This is a genomic window from Polyangium sp. 15x6, from assembly GCF_029960785.1.
Classification (GTDB): Bacteria; Myxococcota_A; Polyangia; order Polyangiales; family Polyangiaceae; genus Polyangium.
On record NZ_JASBQE010000077.1, the window covers coordinates 21,052 to 41,685 of the forward strand.

At 70.3% G+C, this 20,634-nt stretch carries 8 protein-coding genes; 3 read left to right on the forward strand and 5 right to left on the reverse strand.

Going from position 1 to position 20,634, the window contains the following annotated elements:
• Window positions 1-46: 46 nt before the first annotated feature.
• From QHF83_RS38320 to QHF83_RS38330, 3 genes are all read right to left on the reverse strand, one after another.
• Window positions 47-4,504 (reverse strand): VIT domain-containing protein, encoded by a 4,458-nt coding sequence (locus QHF83_RS38320; protein ID WP_282423017.1) that lies wholly within the window; start codon window positions 4,502-4,504, stop codon window positions 47-49.
• A complete protein-coding gene (locus QHF83_RS38325; RefSeq protein WP_282423018.1) occupies window positions 4,501-9,153 on the reverse strand; it encodes a VIT domain-containing protein in 4,653 nt (1,550 codons plus the stop codon). The genes QHF83_RS38320 and QHF83_RS38325 overlap by 4 nt, the downstream gene beginning before the upstream one ends.
• 195 nt (window positions 9,154-9,348) lie before the next feature.
• Window positions 9,349-11,334: an OmpA family protein gene (locus QHF83_RS38330; RefSeq protein ID WP_282423019.1), complete on the reverse strand. Its 1,986-nt coding sequence runs from the start codon at window positions 11,332-11,334 to the stop codon at window positions 9,349-9,351.
• Between the two features lie 644 nt (window positions 11,335-11,978).
• Between QHF83_RS38330 and QHF83_RS38335 the strand changes: the two genes are divergently transcribed.
• The 3 genes from QHF83_RS38335 (at window position 11,979) to QHF83_RS38345 (ending at window position 17,709) form a co-directional block, all read left to right on the forward strand.
• Window positions 11,979-13,922 carry a TIGR04551 family protein gene (locus tag QHF83_RS38335; protein ID WP_282423020.1) on the forward strand — a complete coding sequence of 648 codons (1,944 nt, stop codon included), beginning with the start codon at window positions 11,979-11,981 and terminating at the stop codon, window positions 13,920-13,922.
• Window positions 13,923-13,952: 30 nt separating this feature from the next.
• Window positions 13,953-16,685, forward strand: coding sequence for an alanine--tRNA ligase (gene alaS, locus QHF83_RS38340; RefSeq protein ID WP_282423021.1), 2,733 nt, complete (start codon window positions 13,953-13,955; stop codon window positions 16,683-16,685).
• A 112-nt stretch (window positions 16,686-16,797) separates the two neighbouring features.
• Window positions 16,798-17,709 carry a PAS domain S-box protein gene (locus QHF83_RS38345; RefSeq protein WP_282423022.1) on the forward strand — a complete coding sequence of 304 codons (912 nt, stop codon included), beginning with the start codon at window positions 16,798-16,800 and terminating at the stop codon, window positions 17,707-17,709.
• 3 nt (window positions 17,710-17,712) lie between these two features.
• Here QHF83_RS38345 and QHF83_RS38350 read toward each other — a convergent pair whose 3' ends face one another.
• On the reverse strand, window positions 17,713-18,243 hold the full coding sequence (locus QHF83_RS38350; RefSeq protein ID WP_282423023.1) for a dihydrofolate reductase: 531 nt from the start codon (window positions 18,241-18,243) through the stop codon (window positions 17,713-17,715).
• A complete protein-coding gene (locus QHF83_RS38355; protein ID WP_282423024.1) occupies window positions 18,240-20,477 on the reverse strand; it encodes a S9 family peptidase in 2,238 nt (745 codons plus the stop codon). The genes QHF83_RS38350 and QHF83_RS38355 overlap by 4 nt, the downstream gene beginning before the upstream one ends.
• Between the last annotated feature and the right edge of the window lie 157 nt (window positions 20,478-20,634).

Here is a 20,634-nt window from a genome sequence, read left to right on the forward strand (position 1 = left end):
GGCGTCAAGCGGCGGACCCTGGATCCGCCGCTCGGCGACGCGCGGGTCAGTTGGACGTGAACGCGCTGCCCGTCCAGCGGAGCGTGACGGGCTTGCCAGTCGGCGGGAGCTCGACGTCGATCGAGACGAGCTTCGGCGGCTTGCCGTCGCCGTCGGGCACGAGCGCATCGACGCGGACCTTCGTGGCGCGCGCGGGCGCGAGCTCTTCGGGTCGCGAGAGGACCAAGGAGATCGGCGACTTCTCCGCGAGGCCGAAGCGGAGCGCATAGAGGCCCACGCCCGCCGCGGCGACGTCGGGGCCGAGGGGGTCCTCGGTCTTGTCGCGCAGGAGCTTCACGTCGAGGGCAAGGGCGCCCGCAGGCGCGCGGACGAGCGCGACCACGGCCGCGTTCGGATACGGGAGCTCGAGCGAGGCCCGCACGAGGCGATCCGTGTCCGACTCCGCGAGCCCTTGGCGGCCGCGGCCCTCGGCGAGCAGGACGTGCGCGAGGTAGCCCGCGAGCCTGCCGAGCGCCTCGTCGCCCGCGCGACCGCCCGTCTGCGCGACGCGCGCGAGCATGCGATGTGCGATGTCGAGCCGGCCCGCGCCCGCATGCGCGAGCGCGAAGCGAATGACGGCCGCAGGCTCCTCGGGGACGAGCTCTTCGAGCACCGCGTAGGCGAGCGAGGCATCGTCGAAGAACCCCTCGTTGCGCAGGCGATCGCCGAGGAAGGCGCGCGCCCAAGGATCCCGCGGGGCGCGCTCGGAGAGCTCGCCGAACGTCCGGCGTGCCTCCGCCTCGTCGCCGATGCGCAGCAGCGCGGACGCCGCGTCCGCGAGCAGGCCCGCGTCCGCGAAGGGATCACGGCGGGCGCGTCGGATCTCCTCGGAGAGCTCGGCCTTCATGTCGAGCGCTTCGAGCAGCGCGAAGAGCCGGCGCCGGAGCCGCGCGTCATGCGGCGCGATCCCGAGGAAACGGCGCACGACCGCGAGCCGCCCCTTGTCATCATTTGCCGCGCGGTACTGCTTGCGGAACGTGCCCACGGGGTATCGCTCGCTGCCCACGAGCTCGCGCTTGATCGCGAAGAGCTCCTCGGGGCTCTGCGCGCGGCGGATCGCCTCGCGCCGCAAGAGCGCGGCCGCGTCGCTCTCGCCGAGCAGCTCGAGCTTCCCGGCGACGCCCACGCGCGCGAGGCCGTTCGGCTCGTTCACGAGGATGAGCTCGAGGAGCGCGCGACGATCGGTCCACGTGGGCAGCTCACACGACTGCTTCGCCTCGACGTACACGACGTCGGCCTGGCCGCGGTCGAGCCGCTCACGCCACACGCCGCGGCGGAGCGGCAGCGGCAGGAACGAGGTCGGCGAGCATTTGCGGCCCCGCAGCGTCGCGCGCGGCGGCGGCAAGCCGAGCGTGCGCGTCACGTCGATCGACACGGTGAGCCCGCTCGCGGGGAAGATCATCCCTCGCACCACGACCTCGACGCAGCGGTCGAGCGCGTCGTCGTCCGCGCCCGCCACGCCCTTCACGCGGACCTTCTCGGCGCGGCCGTCGCCGTCGATCGAGAAGTTCACTTCGAGCTTGCCCGAGAGCTCGGGCCGGAGCGCCGCGCGCGAGTCACGGCATGCGCGGACCGAGGGGCCGGCCTCGTCGAGCAGCCTCGCTGCGGCCTCGGCCACGGCGGCCTTGTAGGCGGCCTCGTCGTCCTTGTCCTCGGCCGACTCGGTCTCCTGCGGGACGTTCATCAGCGTCCCAGCCGCCGCGCGCGGCGTGGCGAACGCGGCGGAGAAGCCGGATTCGGGCCCGGCCGAGAGATCGAGGATGCGCGTCTGCAAGAGCGTCGGCGTGTAGACGCGCGGGCCGCCGATCACGAAGCCGGTCCACGGCGTGAGCAGGCCTGCGCGCAAGGCCACGTCGGTCGCGGCCTCCCGCCCCTTGCCCTTCAGCGCGATCTCCTCGACACGCGCCGCGGCCCAGCGCCGCGCCACGTCCTGCTCGCGGAGCGCGCGCTCCACGACGACGGGCCGCTTCTCCTCGTGCACGCCGCGCGCGTCGCGGTAGCGCAGCGTGATCGAGCGAGGCGGATCGCCCCGCACGCGGCCCACGGCGAAGACCGTCTCGCCGGCCGTGATCGCCCGGGCCGAACGCGGGTAGATACGATCGACCTCGGTCCCGAACACGATCTCGACGCCCGCCACTGCGGGCTGCAGCGCCTCGGCGATGAGCTCGGTCGCGACACGCGCGGCGTCCGTCGTGTCCGCGATCTCGAGCAGCGGCCCCGAGCCGCGCACCAGGCTCGCCAGCGCGAAGCGGTTCACGAGCGGCCCGACGCCCACGGCGCCGAGGCGCGGTGCCCCGCCCTGCCGACGCGCGAGTCGCGCCTGGATCCGATCGACCGTTGGATCTCCAACGGTCGGCCAGCCGTCGCCCACGTAGATCACCATGCCCGCAGGCGCGTCGACCGGCAGCGCGTCCGCGCCGGCTTCGAGGGCGCGGCCGAGATCCGTCGCGCCTCCCGTCGAAATCTGCCCGAGCGCCTCGCGGATCGCCTTGCGGCGCGCCTCGTCCACCGGGCCGATCGTGGCCGGTCCAATCGGACGCACCGTCTGATCGGCAGCCAGCACGACCACCTTGTCCCGCGCCCCCAGGCCCGAGAGCACCGCGTCGACGAGCGCGCGCTCCGCGTCGAGCAGCGCCGGCTCCACGCTCGACGAGACGTCGAGCACGAGCGCGAGCGTGACCCCGTCCTCGGCGCGCGCCTCGGGCACCTCGGTGCGCACGAGGATCGTCGAGGCCGGATCATCCTCGTCGCCCTCGAACGGCGGCGCCACGAAGAGCCGCGCGGGCGACGACGAGGGCTCGATCGCCACGTCCACCACGAGGTCCGCGGTCGGCCGATAATCGGGCCGCCGCAGCTCGACGGTGCTGCCGGTCACGCGCGCCCCGAGCCCGGCGCCGATCGACTTCGGGCTCGACTGCGTCGCGTCGATCTTCGCGGAGAACTCGCCGATGAGCGGGGGCGCGGCGTCCGAGACCATCGGATAGCGGTACTGCACGACCCAGGTCCCATCGCCCTTCGGACGCGGCGAGAGCCACTCGACGTACCGGACGATCACCTGCACCGTCGCGCCGGGGGCGATGCTCGGGATCGTCGCGCGAACCCAGCCTTCGCCGGCCCACTCGAGCACCTCGCCGCTCGAGCTCGAGCTCCCGGGGCCGCGCAGATCGCGCGTGGCGAGCGCGATGTAGCCCTCGTTCGTGTTGCCACCGCGCACCGAGGCGAAGCGCGCCACGAGCGCGCCCGGCGGGATCGCCAGGCGATAATCGCCGGTCACGTGCGTGCTGCCGGCGTTGAAGAACGTCGTCCGCACCTCGGTCTCGGCGAGCTCGCGCGCGACCGTCGCCTCCACGTCGTGCGCGCGGATCGTGAGCGGTGAGCCCGCGTCGCCGGGTTTGTCCGGCCGACCCCAGAGCTCACCGACGGCCCTGCGCGGCGCGCCCTTCGCGCCCCACGGCGCGGCCATGCCGCCCGTCCAGTCGTCGTAGCCGCGCTCGGGCGCGACCTCGACCTTGCTGCCGTCCACCGTGGCCGTCTCGCCCGCGCGCACCGTCTTCTCGGCGCCGCCCGCGCGCACCGTGATCTCCTCGGTCGCCGCGTAGAGCTTCGCGCTCGAGGGACGCTCACGCGAGCGCTCGATGCCGGTGTTCGCGCCGCTCACGAGGCCCGTGGCCTCGCCGATCTCGATCTCGGTCCGCGCGCCGAGCGCGCCCTGCACGAAGATACGCCCGTGATCGAGCGCCACGCCCTTCTGCGTGATGCGCAGGCTCGTCGAGCGATCCAGCACGAGGCCCGTGCCGTCGTCGAGGCGCAGGCGCGCTCGACCGTCGGCGTCGGTCTTGACGACATCCCCCTCGGAGAGCCGCCGTGTCTTGTGCACGGGTGCGCCCGCGGCGGTCACCGACGCGTGCACCGCCTGCAGATCGGCCACCGTCGGCACGAGCGGCTGGCTCGGCTTCCGCTCGCCTTGCCCGCGCAGGAGCATGACGGTCACGAGGATGACCACGATCGAGCTCACGATCGCGAAGAGCGCGGGCGGGATGGTCCCGCCATCGTGCGGCAGGGGCGTCGACGGCGTTCGCCGGATCTGCTCCTGCGCGCGGGGATCACTCACGGGCAACCATTCGGCCGTGTCGAGTTTGTCGCCGCGCGTGACCACGACGATCCGGCGCTCGTTCGCGCGCGGAGGCTCGGGGAGAGCGGCCGCGGGCTCGTCGTCGCCATCGTCGTCATCACCGTCGTCGTCGCTTCCGCCGTCGCTCCCGCCTCCGCCACCGCCGTCGCTTCCGTCTCCGCTTCCGCTGCCACCTGCGCTCGCGCTCTCGTCTCCGCTTCCGCTCGCGCTCGCGTTTTCCTCTGCGCTGGCCGTGGGTTCTTCGGGACGAACGGATGCCTCTCCGGCCGCCAGGGTCGCTTCCTCGGAGGGCGTGCCCTTCACGTCTTGCTCTTCTCGTCGCTCGTCGCTCACGGCTCGACCTCCCGGGCCTCACCCTTCGAGATGGCGAACGCCCGCACCGGCTTGCCGCCGCGCGCGAAGCGGATCGTTTGCTTCACGATGGTCTCGCCGTCCTCCCCCTCGTCGAACACGATCGTCAGGATCGCCTCCGCGCCGAGGCGCGCGGCATGCTCCACGTCCTCGCCTTCGAGCCGCACCTCCACGCGTGCGTCGGGGCGCATCGGCAGGAGCGCCTGCGCGATGCCCAGCGTTACGTCGCCCTCGGGCGCAGGCATCTGCGTGCCGAGCCCGTTCGTCCAGAGCGACGGATGGAACTCGGGGTGCGACCACGTCAGCGACACGCGCGCCCCGCGCGGCGCCTTGCCGGCCGCGCGCTCGGTCGAGATCACCCGCAGGAGCCGCGCGCGCAGCGTCTGCTCCTCGTCCTTCTTGCCGTTCTTCTGCGCGAGGAGCCGGCCCCACGCGAGGTACGTCGCGGCGAACGCGCGCGCTGTCACGGCCGGGCTTTGCTCCGCGTCGGGCGCGCCCGCCGCGCCGCCCTTCTCGGTCCACTTGATCGCCTCTTCGAGCTTGCCCATGCCCTCGGCGGCCGCCGCGAGCAGCAGCGAGACGCTCGTGTCGTCGGGCGCGAGCCGCGCCAGCGTCTCGTACTGCCGCGCCGCGTCCGCGTACCAACCGTGGGCCCTCAAAAGATCGCCGAGCCTGCGCCGCGCGACCGGATCGTCGGGGGCAAACTCCACGATCTCGCCGAACGACCTTCGCGCCTCGGCCTCGTACGCGGCCTTCTTGCCCGCGTCGGCCTCCTTCGCCGCGAGGCGCAAGTACAGCTCGCCGACCGCGGTCCGCACCCGCGCGTCCGCGTCGGGCCTCGACCTCAGCGTCCGGCCGAGCTCACGCGCCCCCGCGTCGTCCGACGCGTCCTCCAGCATGTCGAGCAGCCGCAGCGCGAGCGCGAAATCGTCCGGCCACTGGGCTACGAGCTCCCGCAGCTTCTTCACCCGCTCGTCGGGCGACTTCGTGTCCTTGATGAGCTTCTCGAGCAGGCCCGGATCCATCGTCTTCAGGCCGAGCGCCGCGTGCAGCTCGCGCATCTCCTGCGCGGTGCGCACACGCGCGAGGATCCCGCGGTAGAGCGCGTCGGCCACGCCGAGATCCGTGAACATCACGCGCCAGAGCGTCACCTTCGCGGCGATCGACGGCATCGCGTCGAGCATGAGCGACACGAGCTTCGACCTCTCGCGCCACGTCGGCGCTTCGCACGCGGAGAGCGCGGCGCGGTAGACCGAACGCACGCCCTGCGCGTTGCCCGCGACGCGCCCGAACCGCTCGCGCCAGAGGCCCACGCGCTCCTCGAACGGCACGAGCGCGGCGCCGCTGCACGGCGATGCCTGATGCGGCACGTCGCCCACGTGCACCACGATCGTCGTGCCCGACGATCCGCCACGAACTTGCTTCGCTTTTTCTGCCGACTCGTTCTTCTGGGTCTTCTCCAGGACCGGCCGGCTCTCGTCGGCCTTGGGGATGTCCTCGCCTGCGAACGGCTTGCCACTCTGGTCCCCGCCTGCCAGCGGATCCCCCGGCGCGTTCGACGACTTCGCGACTGTGGTCGGTCGAGGCGGTGACGCCGCCGGCGCGGCGGTCGCCGCGGCGCTCGGCATCGCGATGGGTGCCTCCGTGATCCTCGGCGGCGCGCTCTTGTGAGCGCCGCTGAGCCGCCCGTTCCCCGAGCCGAACCCTTGCCCCGTGCCCGTGCCCGCGCCGTGCCCGATTGTCCCGATGGAACCGAGCCCGATGCCTTCGCCTCGTCCGCCCCCGCCTTCAGCAAGGCCCGAGAGCCCGAGGCCGCCCGCGCCGACCGCGTCGCCGATCGCGCCGCCCCACTGGTAGCCGTTCGCGGCGATGCCATCACTCCCGAGCGAATCGTCGCGGCCCCACGGCGCCGTGGGCGCGTTCGGATCGCCGCCCGCGCCCGTGTTGAGCATGCCGATCATCCCGAACTCGGCCGCGTCGCGCAGCGCGGCTTGCCGCGCGATGTGCGGATCGGCGTTGTCCGCGGGCCCTTGCACGCCGTAGCGGTTGCCCGTCGAGCGCGAGACCGGGTTCCCCATGGAGCCCTCTTCGCCCTTCGCGCGCGTGCCCGTGCCGCCTTCCTTGTTGTCGCCATTCGGCGCGGCGGCGACCTCCACGGCCGCGACTGCGTTTTCCTCTTCTTCTTCGTCGTCGACGTCCGCCTTGATGATCGGCGTCCACATCATCCGGCGCTTCGTCTCCACGAGGCTCCGCGCCATGCCCTTCTTGCGCTCGAGCTCGGCGCGCTCCTCCGGCGTCATCTCGTTCTTCGTCGGCACGTAGAGCGACGTGACCGGCGTGATGATCGCGTGTCGCGATCCGAGATCGACCATCGCCGCGCGCCCCGTCGCCTCGGCCATCATCTGCAGCAGGCGCCCTTCCGCCCAGCGACGCCGCAGATCCCCTTCGTCCTCGATCCGCGACACCTGAAGGTTCGTCCGGACCGTACCCGCGGGCCCCGTCAGCGCCACCGACGTCGGGAGCCCCGCCGAAGTCACGCGGCCGATCACCGCGATGCTCTCGTCCGCCACGAGCGCGCCAAGATCACGCGGGAAAATCCGCTCCACCGTCGGCCCGAGATCCACCTGCGCGCCGAGCCAAACCGGCCGCTCGGCATGCTCGAGCAGTCGAAGCGCCACGCGCGCCGCGGCGTTCGCGTCGGCCACGCGCTCGGCGAAGCCGCCACGCGCGAGACCTTCGAGCAGCGCCATGTCCGCCTCGTCGCCCACGCCCACGCCGAACATCCGCACCGGCCGCGGCAGCTTCGCCATCCGATCGCGCAGCTCCTGCAGCCGCAGCTCGCCGACCGTGGGCGCGCCGTCGCCGACGTACACCACCGCGCCGCGCCGCGAAGGATCCAGCAGCGCCGCGGCTTGGCTCAACATCGCCCCGAGATCCGTCGCGCCGCCTCGCTCGATCCGCGACATCCGCGCGAGCACCTCGCGCCGCCCCGCCTCGTCGATCGGCGCGAGCCCGTCCTTGCCCGGCACGACCGGCACGAGCGACGTGTCCCCGCCGAACACGCCCACCCGATCGTCCTTGCCGAGGTGCGCGAGCAACGCCGCCGTCGTCGCCCGCGCGATCGCGAGCGATGGCGCGTCCGTCGCGGCCGACGTGTCGATCACGATCGCCAGATCGAGCCCGCCCTTCGCGATCGGGACGTCGGCGGATCGCACCGGCACGATGACGTAGTCGGCTTCCGTCTTCGCGCGTTGCATCGCGTCCGCGCGCTCCGAAGGCGGCACCGTCTCGGGATCCATCGTGTGCGGCGCCGTGTAGCCGCGCGGCGCGACGAGACCGTCGTCGAAGAGCTCGATCGCGAGATCGGCCCTCGGCACGAAGTCCTGCGCGCGCACCCTGATCGTCCCGCCCTCGCGCACGCCGCTCATGCCCGTGCGCACCTCGCGCGCGCCGGCCCGCGCGAGATCGATCGTCGCCGTCAGCTCCTCGATGTGCGGCAAGGACCCCTCGGCCCCCTCGGCGGCCATCGGATACACGTAGAGCCGTCGCTCGCCGCGCGCGCCCGTGCGCCCGAGCCACTCGGCATACCGCACCACGACGCGCCGCGATTGTCCGGGCAAAATCGGGTAGAGCCGCGCCTTGTACACGCCCGGCGCCTCCCACTCGAGCAGCGCCGGATCCTCCTTGCTGCCCTCGTAGACGTTCGCCTGGTACTGCGCCGCGGCGGCCTGCTTCTCCTTGACGTACCCCCAGAACACCACGCCGTCGCGATCCACGCCGAACTTGTGCAGCGTCGCGCCCGCGGGCGTGCGGAAGCGATACACGCCCTCGACCGTCGCCGAGCTCGGGTTGAAGAAGAGCTCGTCGACCTCGGTGATCGCGAAGTCGTCCTGGATCGACACGCGCACGTCGAGCCTTTGAATCGCGAGCGGGAAGCGCGGCGCGCCTTGCTCGCCGGGGCGACGCGCGCCCACCGTGCCCACGCCGTACGGCGAAGGTTCGGCGGAGCGATCCGTCGTCGCGAGGCCGCCCGTCCAGTCCTCCCACGTCAAGACCGGCGACGTCTTCGCCGTGGGCTCGCCCTTGTGCGGCTCGAGCGTGAGCCGCTCGCCGGCCGTCGCGCGCGCCGAGCCGTCCGTGCGCACCTCGCCCGCGAGCACGTACACGTCCGACGCGCCGTCCTTCTGGGCCACGTCGATGCTCGCGCGCACGTGCGCGAGGTGCAGCGGGCCGGTCGGCGTCTCGAGCTCGGTCGTGATCGACGCGGGCGTGTCCACGAAGACGCGCCCGTACTTGATGTCGATCACGTCGGCGTGGAGGACGAGCTCCGCGGGCCCGCGAACGAGCAGCATCGCGCCGCCGTCTCGCCGGAGCCACGCGAGCCCGTTTGGCTGCACCCGCACCACCTCTCCGTCCACGAGCCGTTCTCGTGGATACGGTGGGCGTTCCGGCTCACCGGGCGGCGCGACGACCACGTCGCGCCGGACCGTCCGGAGCTCGGCCCAAGTCTGGGATCGTGGCAGGAGCGGGCGCTCCGGTTCACGACACGCGGTGAGCAGCCCCGGACAAACCAGGGCGAGGAACGCCAGCACCACGAGGGCGAGGCGCGGACGAGCGCGGTTCGAGGACATCCTGGGGTGCCTCCACATCGAAGGAATGCGGAGACACAGGCGCGCCCCCGATCCTGTCGAGAAGACTCTACCAGGACACCCGACCCGGGATTTGGTTCCTTTTGGATGAAGGGATGATCCAGCCGAGATCGGCGGGGGGTGTGGGGGGCAGAGGAAGGACTGCAACGCAGTCCGACCGGAGCCCCCCACGGTGGATCACGGCGGGGGGGCTGCCTGGGCCTTCTTCGCCGACTTCAGGATGTTGAACTCGACGCGGCGGTTCTTCTGGCGACCCGCGGACTGCTTGTTGTCGGCGATCGGCTTATCCGGCCCGTAGCCCTTCGCCTGGATCCGCGTCTTGTCGATGCCCTTGTCGATCAGGTACTTGACCACGGCCTCCGCGCGCTTCTGCGACAGCGCCCGGTTCTCCTCGGTCTTGCCCACGTTGTCCGTGTGGCCTGCGACCTCCACGAGGAAGATCTCCTTGTGGATGTCGAGCACGCTCGCGACCGCGTTGAGCACGGCGAAGCTCGTCGCGCCCTGGATCTTGTCGCTGTTCGTCGCGAACTCGACGCGCTGGAGGATCTTGATGTCGTCCTCCGTGATCGTGACGAGCGACGGGCCCTTGTCCGGGCAACCGTCGAGGTCCTCGAAGCCGTTCAGGTTCTCGGGCTGCTTCGGGCACTTGTCCTTGTCGTCCGGGATGCCGTCCTTGTCCGAGTCCGGCGACTCGTCGGGGCAGCCGTCCTCGTCCTTGAAGCCGTTGTAGACCTCGGGCGTGTCGATGCACTCGTCGAGGTCGTCGTTGATCTTGTCACCGTCGTTGTCCGGATCCGGGCAGCCGTCGGTGTCGGCGAAGCCGTCCGTGTCCTCCGGCTGATCCGGGCAGCCGTCGGCCTTGTCGGCGACGCCGTCCTGATCCTTGTCCGGGCAGCCGTAGAACTCCTTCACGCGCATCTTGCCGAAGTCGTCGGGGCACTTGTCGTCCGCGTCCCCGATGCCGTCCTTGTCGCGATCCGGCAGCTCGTCGGGGCAGCCGTCGTCGTCCTGCAGGCCGTTGATCGTCTCCGGCTTGAGCGGGCACTTGTCCTTGACGTCGGGCACCTTGTCCTGGTCGTTGTCGTCTTCCAGGCAGCCGTCGTCGTCCTCGAAGCCGTCGATGTCCTCGGCGATCGAGGGACACTTGTCGTCCTTGTCGTTGATGCCGTCCTTGTCCTCGTCGCCGACCTCGGCGACGAACGCCACGCCGCCGAGCGCGCGGAAGAGCGGCACGCCCACGCCTTGCAGCACGCCGCCGCCGCCGCCGAGCGTGAAGGCGAGCGGGACGCTGAGGGGCGTGATCTGGATGGCGCCGTCGACCTCGAGCGAGTTCGTCCCGTTCTGCGAGCTGAACTTCGTGCCGCCGAAGCCCTCGGCGAACACGCGGACCGTCGGGCTCACGCGGTAGCCGAGCGCGGCGCCGTAGCGGAACTCGAAGGGACCGACCGTCGTCGAGCCGAGGCGCGCCTCGGGGCGATAGACGCCGCGCAGGTTCAGGCCGAACGAGAGCGCGCCGAACGAGCCGTCGAAGATCAGCCGGCCACCACCGGTGATCGGCGTGCTGTTGCCGATGTACTTGTCCTTCGCCGTGATCGTCCCGAGCGGCGCCGACACGTCCACGGCGCCGCCGAGCACCACGGCGCTCGTCTTCGGATCGCCGAAGAAACGGAACTTGCCTTCGAGCGTCGCGTCACCCACGCCGAACGCTTTGAGGCCGTTCGGATCGGGCCCGCCCGTGTCGAGGTTGATGCCCGAGCCGCTCACGTACATCACGGGCAGGCGCAGGCCGATCTGCACGACCGGCACCGGCGTCAGCGACGCGAGCACGTCGGCGGTGAACATGTCGCTGATGACGGCGACGTCCTGCGTCGCGGCGTTCGGCGCGCTGCAGTCGGTTTCCGCCCTACAGCTCTTCACGACGAACGGCTTGTTCGCGTAGTTCACCATCAGGCCCGCGGTGAAGCCCATCGCGGCGTCCATGCGAGCCCCCGCGACCGTGAGGTAGTTCTTCGACCCCGGCACGGGTTCGAACCGCTGGACGGAGAACTCTCCCTCCTTCGCGCCGCTCGCGGCGCTCTCCTGGGACAGCGCAGCGGTCGGGACCAGCGAGACGGAGAGAAGTCCCAGAAGAGTCAGCAGCCTTGGCGATAGTCGCGTTCTCATCAACCCTCTTGGCGCGGACGGCAAACCGGCACGTTGGGAACGGCGGTACACGAGAATTGCAGGAATAGAAGACCGTCCCGAGCGCCGCAACGGGGATCCTGGATTCGGGTGAAATTTCGGGCCGTTCTGGCCGTACTGGACGCGATTCGCCGGCTTTCTGACGCCCGGGCGGCGGTTCCGGCGCCACGGAGCACGTTCGCGGCGGGGCCGTCCGCGACCCGAGGGGCCGGGCCGGGTTTTCCCCGAGGGACCTCGGAACCTGTCCCTTGGCCACGCGGCCAACATCGATCCACGTTGACCACACCCGCTCGGCGTGAGACATCGCCCCTGCCCGAGCGCCCGGACGAGCCGTGCGCGGGCACGGCGAGACGAACCTCGTTACGACACCCAAAGCGCGCGGCACGCGGATTCCAAGGCGGGGCCCCGTCCGGCGCGACACACGCAGCAAACGCGCCATGCGAATTTCGTCGCGGTACCTAGGCTCCTCGTACGGATCGGGAACGAGAACGGCAGCATCCCTCGCTGCGCTCGCCTTCGGCCTCACGGCGGCAGGATCCGCCCTCGCCCAGCCCGCGGCGCCGCCTCCGCCAAAGCCCGCAGAAACCGCGCCCGCGCCCGCGTCCGCGCCTGCAGACGAGCCGCTCGTGCCCCCGAACGGCACGGGCGCAGCCACGCCGACGCAAGCCACGCCGGAAGCCGCGTCGCAGACCGCCACCCCGCCTGCGCCGAAGCCTGCCGCGCCCGTCGCCGCCACGCCGGATCCGGATCGCGACGCGCGCGCGCTCACGCGCCAGGGCGCCGATCGTCCTCCGCCCACGGGCGACGTCGGCGTGCGCCCGAGCGACGTCTTCGCCGAGGACTGGTGGTCGCAGGCGCGACCGAGCCTGGAGATTCACGGCCTCTTCCGCGTGCGCGCCGAGCTCTTTCATCACTTCTCGCTCGGCCGTCGGGAGCTGCCCGATCGCGCGCTCTGGCCGCAGCCGCCCGACAACGCGTACTACCCCACGTCGGGCGCGATCCAGACCGTCACGCTCTGCGGCGACGTTCCCACGGCGACCACGGCTTGCGAGAACAACACGCAGGCCGGCGCGAACATGCGCTTCCGCCTCACGCCGGAGCTGCACATCAGCGACAACCTCCGGGTCCTCTCGCAGATCGACATCCTCGACAACTTCGTCCTCGGCTCCACGCCCGAGGGCTACTGGAACACGCCCGCGGATGCCGGCGGCTACAGGGTCGGCACGCGCGGCGGCTACGCGCCGCTCGGCGCGCTCGCGACCACCTCGTGGGCGCCCGTCGCGGGACAAACCAGCACCGTCGACAGCATCATCGTCAAGCGCGCCTGGGGCGAGTACGTCACGCCCGTCGGCCTCCTCCGCTTCGGCCGCATGCCGAACCAGTGGGGCCTCGGCATCCTCAACAACGAGGGCAACGGCTACGACTCGGACTACCAGAGCACGGTCGACCGGATCATGTTCGTGACCGGCATCAAGAAGTACGACCTCTACTTCGCCGGCGCGTGGGACTTCATCAGCGAGGGGCCGACGAGCGCGGCGCTCCGCGAGCAGCAGGGCCAGCCCTACGATCTCGGCCAGCTCGACGACGTGAGCCAGTACGTGTTCATGGCCGCGCGCAAACGTGATCCCGAGCTCGCGCGGCTCGACCTCGCCAAGGGGCTGCCCGTCATCAACGGCGGCATCTACTTCGCGTACCGCAACCAGGTCCTCGCGAACGACACCACCGACGCCCAGACGAGCGCCACGTTCGGCCAGTCGGCGAGCGACATCCGCACCGGCTACGCCCGCCGCGGCGCGCAGTTCTTCACGCCCGACCTCTGGTTCCAGTTCCTCTACAAGAAGTTCCGCTTCGAGGCCGAGGCCTCGATGACCTACGGCACCATCGACAACCTCCAGACCGCGGGCGGCACCACCGTCGAGCGCAACCCGCTCGACGCCGAGGACACGGGCTGGACCGTGCGGAGCTTCATCGTCGCGGCGCAGAGCGAGTTCCGCGCGCTCGACGACAAACTCCGCCTCGACCTCGGCTTCGGCTGGGCCTCGGGGGATCCCGACGTCGAGGGCCTCGCGCCGCCTCGCGGCGGCGTCGAGCGGCAGCTCACGGCCGATCGGACGTTCTCGACGGGCCGGTTCCACCCGGACTACCGCGTCGACCTCATCCTCTGGCGCAACATCATGAGCCGCGTGCAGGGCGCGTATTACCTCCGCCCGTCCGTGCAGTACGACTTCGCGCGCGACCCGAACGGACAGCGCCTCGGCGGCAGCGCGGCGCTCATCTGGAGCCGCGCGAGCGAGTTCATTCAGACGCCGGGCAACAAGCGCGACCTCGGCGTCGAGCTCGATTTCTCGCTGTATTTCCAGGCGAAGGACGGCACGCTGAACGACAAGCCCGATCAGATGGGCGGCTTCTACACCATGCTCCAGTACGGCGTGCTCTTCCCGCTCGGCGGCTTCGACTATCTGCCCGGCGAGATCGGCCGCTACGAGAGCGCTCCGGAGAACCGCAGCGCGCCGACGCTCGAAACGGAGACGGCGCAGACGCTCCGCTGGTACCTCGGGATCATGTTCTGAGGCCCGAAACATGGTAGATGGGCGGGCGCCATGTCCGCCTCGAGCCATCAGATCCGCCGCACCTTCCTCGATTTCTTCGCCTCCCGCGGCCACGAGGTCGTCCCGAGCGCGCCGATCGTCCCGCAGAACGATCCCACGTTGATGTTCGTCAACGCCGGGATGGTCCCGTTCAAGGACGTCTTCACGGGCAAGGATCGCCGCCCGTACACGCGCGCCGCGAGCAGCCAGAAGTGCATCCGCATCAGCGGCAAGCACAACGACCTCGAGAACGTCGGCGTCACCGCGCGCCACCACACGTTCTTCGAGATGCTCGGCAACTTCAGCTTCGGCGACTACTTCAAGGAAGAGGCCATCACGAGCGCCTGGGAGCTGCTCACGAAGGTCTACGGCGTGCCGAAGGAGCGGCTCGTCGTCACCGTGTTCAAGGGCGAAAACGGCTTCCCCGCGGACGACGAGGCGGCCGAGCTCTGGCGCAAGGTCACGGGCTTCGGCGACGATCGCATCCTCCGGCTGGGCATGGCGGACAACTTCTGGAGCATGGGCGACACCGGCCCGTGTGGCCCCTGCTCGGAGATCCACTTCTTCACGGGCGACGAGGTCGACCTCTCGCGGTTCGGCGAGGAGCCCCGGCTCGACGGCTCGGGCTGGACCGAGATCTGGAACCTCGTCTTCATGCAGTACGACCGCGCCGAGAAGGACGCGCCGATCACGCCGCTGCCGGCGCCGAGCATCGACACGGGCATGGGCCTCGAGCGCATCTCGTTCGTGCTCCAAGGGGTCACGTCGAACTACGACACCGACCTTTTGCGCCCGCTCGTCGAGCGCGCGGCCGAGATCGCGGGCAAGAAGTACGGGGCGAGCCTCGCGCCGGACGACATCTCGCTGCGCGTCATCGCCGACCACGCCCGCACCACGGCCTTCCTCATGGCCGAGGGCGTGATGCCCGAGAAGCAGCGGCGCGAGTACGTGCTCCGCCGCGTCATGCGCCGCGCGATCCGGCACGGCTACCGGCTCGGCATCGAAAAGCCGTTCCTCCACGAGGTCGCGCTGCTCGTCGTGGATCGCATGGGCGACGTCTACCCCGAGCTCCGCGATCGGCGCGAGCTCATCGCGCGCGTCACCGAGGACGAGGAGGTCCGCTTCCGCGCCACGTTGAAGCGCGGCATGAAGATCCTCGACGAGCACTTCGACACGATGCGCGAGAAGGGCGACAAGACCCTCGCGGCCCCCGCGGCCGCGGATCTTTTCACCACGTACGGCTTCCCCCTGGATCTCACGCAGGTCATCTGCGGCGAGCAGGGCTACGGCGTGGATGTCGAGGGCGCCAACAAGATCATCAAGGGCGCGGACGAGGCCGACGGGCCGATCGATCCGACCGCCGCCCTCGACCCGGCCTACCGGCAGGCGCGCGAAAAACTCGGCTCGCCCGTGACCTTCACCGGCTACGAGCGCGAGGCGGGCGAGAGCGAAGTCGTCGTGATCCTGGCGGTCGAAAAGAAGGACGGCGAAGGCAAACCCACCCGCTCGCTCGTGGACCGGGCAAGCGCGGGCGCGCACGTCGAGGTCGTGGTGAAGGAGACGCCCTTCTACGCCGAGAGCGGCGGCCAGGTCGGCGATGCCGGCGTGATCACGGCCGGCGACCTGCGCATCCGCGTCACCGACACGCAGCGCCCGCTCACCGGGCTCGTGGTGCACGAGGGCGTGGTCGAGGCGGGTGAGGTCAGCGTGGGCCAGAAGGTCACGCTCACCGTCGATCACGCGGCGCGCTCGGCCACGCGGCGCAACCACTCCGCGACGCACCTGCTCCACTGGGCCCTGCGCACGGTGCTCGGCGAGCACGCGCAGCAGAAGGGCTCGCGTGTCGGGCCAGACATGCTCCGGTTCGACTTCGCCCACAACAAGCCCCTCACGCGCGACGAGATCGAGCGCATCGAGGACCTCGTGAACGGCAAGGTCCTGGAGAACGCGCCCGTGCTCACGGAGGTCCTGCCCGTCGACGAGGCGCGCAAGCGCGGCGCCGTCGCGATCTTCGAGGAGAAATACGGCGACGTCGTCCGCATGCTGACGATGACCCAGGACTCGATCGAGCTCTGTGGCGGCACGCACGCGCGGGCGCTCGGCGACATCGGCCTGTTCAAGATCACGGGCGAGGGCGGCGTGGCGGCCGGCGTGCGGCGCGTCTTCGCGGCGACGGGCAAGAACGCGCTCGGCTACGTGCGCGGCCTGGAAGACGACATCCAGAAGGCGCGCCAGGTGGCGAAGGCGCAGGGCGGCGATCTCTCGGACAAGATCGGCAAGATCGTGGCGCACGAGCGCGAGCTCGAGAAGAAGGTCGCCGAGCTCGAGCGCAGGCTCATCGAGGGCGGCGGCCCCGGCGGCGGCGGAGGCGGCGGGATCGACGCGATGCTCGCCGAGGCCCGCGAGATCTCGGGCATCAAGGTCCTCGCGCGGCGCATGCCCGATGGCACGCAGGCGGCGGCGCTGCGCGAGATCGCGGAAAAGCTCCGGGACAAACTCGGCGAGTCGAGCCTCGTGCTCGTGGGCGCGGTGGACGCGGGCAAGGCGCAGCTCGCGGTGATGGTCTCGAAGGCCGCGACGAGCCGCGTGAAGGCCGGCGACGTGATCAAGAACGTGGCCGCGATCGTGGGCGGGCGCGGCGGCGGCCGGCCCGACATGGCCCAGGCCGGCGGCCCCGAGGCCAGCAAGATCGACGAGGCCGTCGCGGCGACGTACGGCGAGGTCGAGCGCCTCGTGACGGCGTAAATCGGGCGTCCCCCTACACGTCTCCCCTACCTCTTTCAGGATCCTCCTCACGCCGCGCTTGCCTTGGCGCGGCGTGTTGCCCTACCGTCGACCGATTCCACGGGTCGAGGGGATGAGCCAGGGCACGGATTCGCTCGAAGCGCAGGTGGCTGAACTCCAGCGCCGCAACGCGGAGCTCCAGCGGGAGCTGTGGTTGAAGACGCAGATGTACGCCACGCTGGTGGAGGACCAGCGCGAGCTCATCTGCAGATTCAGCATGGATGGCACGCTCTCCTTCGTGAACGACGCGTATTGCCGCTACTTCGGCAAGACGCGCGAGGAGCTCATCGGCCACCGTTTCGCGCCCCTCGTCCCGGAGGAGGATCAGGCCCTCATCGCCGACGTGCTCGCACGGCTCGGGCCGAACGAGCCGGTCCTCGAAGTCGAGCACCGGGTGCTGCCGCCTGGGGGCGAGGTGCGCTGGCTCAACTGGATCGATCGCGCGATCCTCGACGAAGCGGGCAACGTCGCGGAGTTTCAGGCCGTCGGGATCGACGTCACGGATCGGCGGCGCGCGGAGGAGCACGCAACGTGGAACGAGCAACTGCGCGCGGAGCTCATCCTCGCGCAGGAGCAGGCGCTCCGGGAGCTCTCGGCGCCGCTCATTCCCATCGCCGACGACGTGCTCGCGATGCCGCTCGTCGGGCGGATCGACGAGAAGCGCGCGCAGGTCGTGCTGGAGACGTTGCTCGAAGGTGTCGTGCGCCTGGCGGCCGAGACGGTGCTGCTCGACGTGACGGGCATCACGACGATCGACACGCAGGTCGCCGAGGCGCTCGTGCGCACGGCGCACGCCGTGAAGCTCATCGGCGCCAAGGCCGTCTTCACCGGGATCCAGCCCCACGTGGCGCAGACGTTGATCACCATGGGCGTCGAGGTGCACGGCGTGATCACGGTGCGCAGCCTGAAGGACGGGATCGCGTGGGCGATGCAGGAACGCGGCAAGGGCCGCAAGGCGGCGCGGCCCCGGCCCCGCCAAGCCTGAAGGTCAGGACGCCGGGCGATTCCGGTCCAGCACCAGGACGCTGTACGCGGGGGACGCCGCCCCCTCTTCCGGTTCGTCGCGGCGCGAGATCTCCCGCCACTCCGCCCGATTGAATGCGGGGAAAAAGGCGTCGCCCGCGGGCCGGGCGTGGACCTCCGTCAGATACAGCCGGTCCGCCTGCGCGAGCGCCTCCGCGAACAACGCCTCCCCGCCGATGACCACGATCTCGCCGGCGCCCGCCTCCGCCGCAAAGGCGCGCGCCCGTCCGATGGCCTCGGCAAAGCCGTGGCAGACCACCGCTCCCGGCGCGCGATAGTCGTCTTTCCGCGTGACGACCAGGTTCTTGCGGCCCGGTAAGGGTTTTCCCCCGATGCTCTCCCAGGTCTTGCGGCCCATGAGGATGGGTTTGCCCATGGTCGTGGCCTTGAAATGGGCGAGATCGCCCGGGAGCCGCCAGGGCAGGCGGTTGCCTTTGCCGATGACGCCGTTCTCCGCGACGGCGGCGATCAGGGCGAGGCGGGGCTCGGTCGTCACTTCCCGTCCTTCACCTCGAGCCTATCGAGCAGCCACGCGTACTTGAACGCCATCTCCTGCATTCGCTCGTAACGCCCGGATTTGCCCCCGTGTCCGGCCGGATCGAGGTGAATGCGGAGCAGGAGCTGGTTCTCGTCCGTCTTCATTTCACGCAGCTTCGCCACCCATTTCGCGGGCTCCCAGTACATCACCTGGCTGTCGTTGTACGACGTGTTCACGAGGATCGACGGATACGCCTTCTTCGCGACGTTTTCATAGGGGCTGTAGCGGACGATGTACTCGAATTCGTCCTTCTTCTTGGGATTGCCCCACTCCTCGAACTCCTCGACGGTGAGCGGCAGGGATTCGTCGAGCATCGTGTTGATCACGTCGACGAAAGGCACGTCGGCGATCGCCGCGCGATAGAGATCCGGGCGCATGTTCAGGACCGCGCCCATGAGCAGGCCGCCCGCGCTCGCGCCCTGGATCGCGATGCGATCCTTCGCGGCCCAGCCCATTTGCACGAGGCCTTCGGTCGCGTCCACGAAATCGGTGAACGTGTTCAGCTTCGTCTTCATGCGCCCGGCCTCGTGCCAGGTCTCGCCGAGCTCGCCGCCGCCGCGAATATGGGCGATCGCGCAGACCACGCCGCGCTCCACGAGCGAGAACGTCGGCGCTGAGAACATCGGGAAGATGGGGAAGCCGTACGAGCCGTACGCATACAGGAAGAGCGCGTTCTTCCCGTCCGGGTTCGTCCCCTTCTTGTAGAGCAGCGAGACCGGGATCTTCGTGCCGTCCTTGGCCGTCGCGTGCACCCGCTTCGACTCGTACCGGCTCGCATCGTAGTTCGGGACCTCCACGCGCTTCTTCTGCACGAGCGCGCGCTTCTTCGGCTCGTAATCGTAGACCGTGGAGGGCGTCGTCGGCGATTCGAACCGGAATCGATAAAACGGCGCGTCGAACTCGCGGTTGTCCCCCTGCCGCAGCGTGAAGATCGGCTCGGGCAGCGTGACCCGGTGCGAGCCGTCGAGGGCGAGCTTCTTCGGGTCGAGCACCCGGATCTGGCGCAGCCCGTCCTCGCGCTCGAAGGCCACGGCGAACGTCGAGAAGAGCTCGACGGACTCGATCATCACGTCCTTGCGGTGCGGGATCGTCTCCTTCCACGACGCGCGCCCCGGGGACGAGACCTTGGTCACGACGAGCCGGTAGTTCGTCGATTTCGGATCGCCCGGCTTCGCGGGGCTGTTCGTGCGAATCACGAGCTCGTCGCCGCGATGATCCACGTCGTACTCGTGGTCCTGCTCCCGCGGCTCGACGAGCGTGAGCGGCGCGCCGGGTTTGTCCGTGGGCAGAAAACGGACCTCGCTCGTCGTATGGCTGTTCGACTGGACGAAAATGAGTTTCTTGCTGCTCGAACGGGCCGAAAACAGGCGGAACCGCTCGTCCTTCTCCTCGTAGAGCAGCGTGTCCTTGGCCGCGTCGTCGCCGAGGGCGTGCCGGAAAAACTTGTGCGAGCGCTTCGTGACGGGATCCTCGACTGTATAAAAGAGCGTCTTGCCATCCTTGGCGAACACGACCGACGTGACGCGCTCGGCGCGATCCGCGAGATCCTTGCCCGTCTTGAGGTCTCGCACGTGGAGCACGAATTGCCGGAAGCCGGTGGTGTCGAGGCCATACGCGAGGAGATTGCCGTCCTCGGAGAGGGCGAGCGGGCCGAGGCCCACGTATTTCTCGGTCTTCGCGATCTCGTTCGGATCGATCATGACCTCCTCGGGCGCCTTGTTCCCGCCCTTCACGGCCTTGCGGCAGTAAATGGGGTACTGTTTCCCTTTTTCGGTGCGCGTGTAATAAAGATACGCGCCTTCCCGGAAGGGGACCTCCACGTCGGTCTCTTGCAGGCGGCCGAGGATCTCGCCGTAGATGCGCTCCTTCACCGGCGTGAGCCCAGCGGTCATGGCCTCGCTGTACGCGTTCTCCGCGCGCAGGTGCTCGAGCACATCGGGCGCGTCCTTCTTGCGCAGCCACGCATAGTCGTCGACGAGCTTCACGCCGTGGATCTCGGTGACGCGCGGCTCCTTCCTGGCCGTCGGCGCGACCGGGCCCTTCGGAGCCGGTTTTTCCGCGGCGGCGCTCGTCACGGCGGACGGCGACGTGGCCGGCAGGCTCGTGGTCGGCGCGGGGGCCGGAGGCAGGCCCTCGCCTGAACAGCCGAGGACGACGAGGAGCGGGAGGACGAACGGGGTGCGTCGGATCATCGCGGCGAAGGATAGCCCAGGTTCGCCGCGCCCGTGCCCCTACCGTCGCCGACGAGGACAGGCAACCCCGAAACGTTTTTCATGACTGCAACGCGCGGCGCGCGCGGGCGTATCTCTCGCGTTTCGGCGCGAGGTCCGGCTGCCCGTTGCGGCCCTC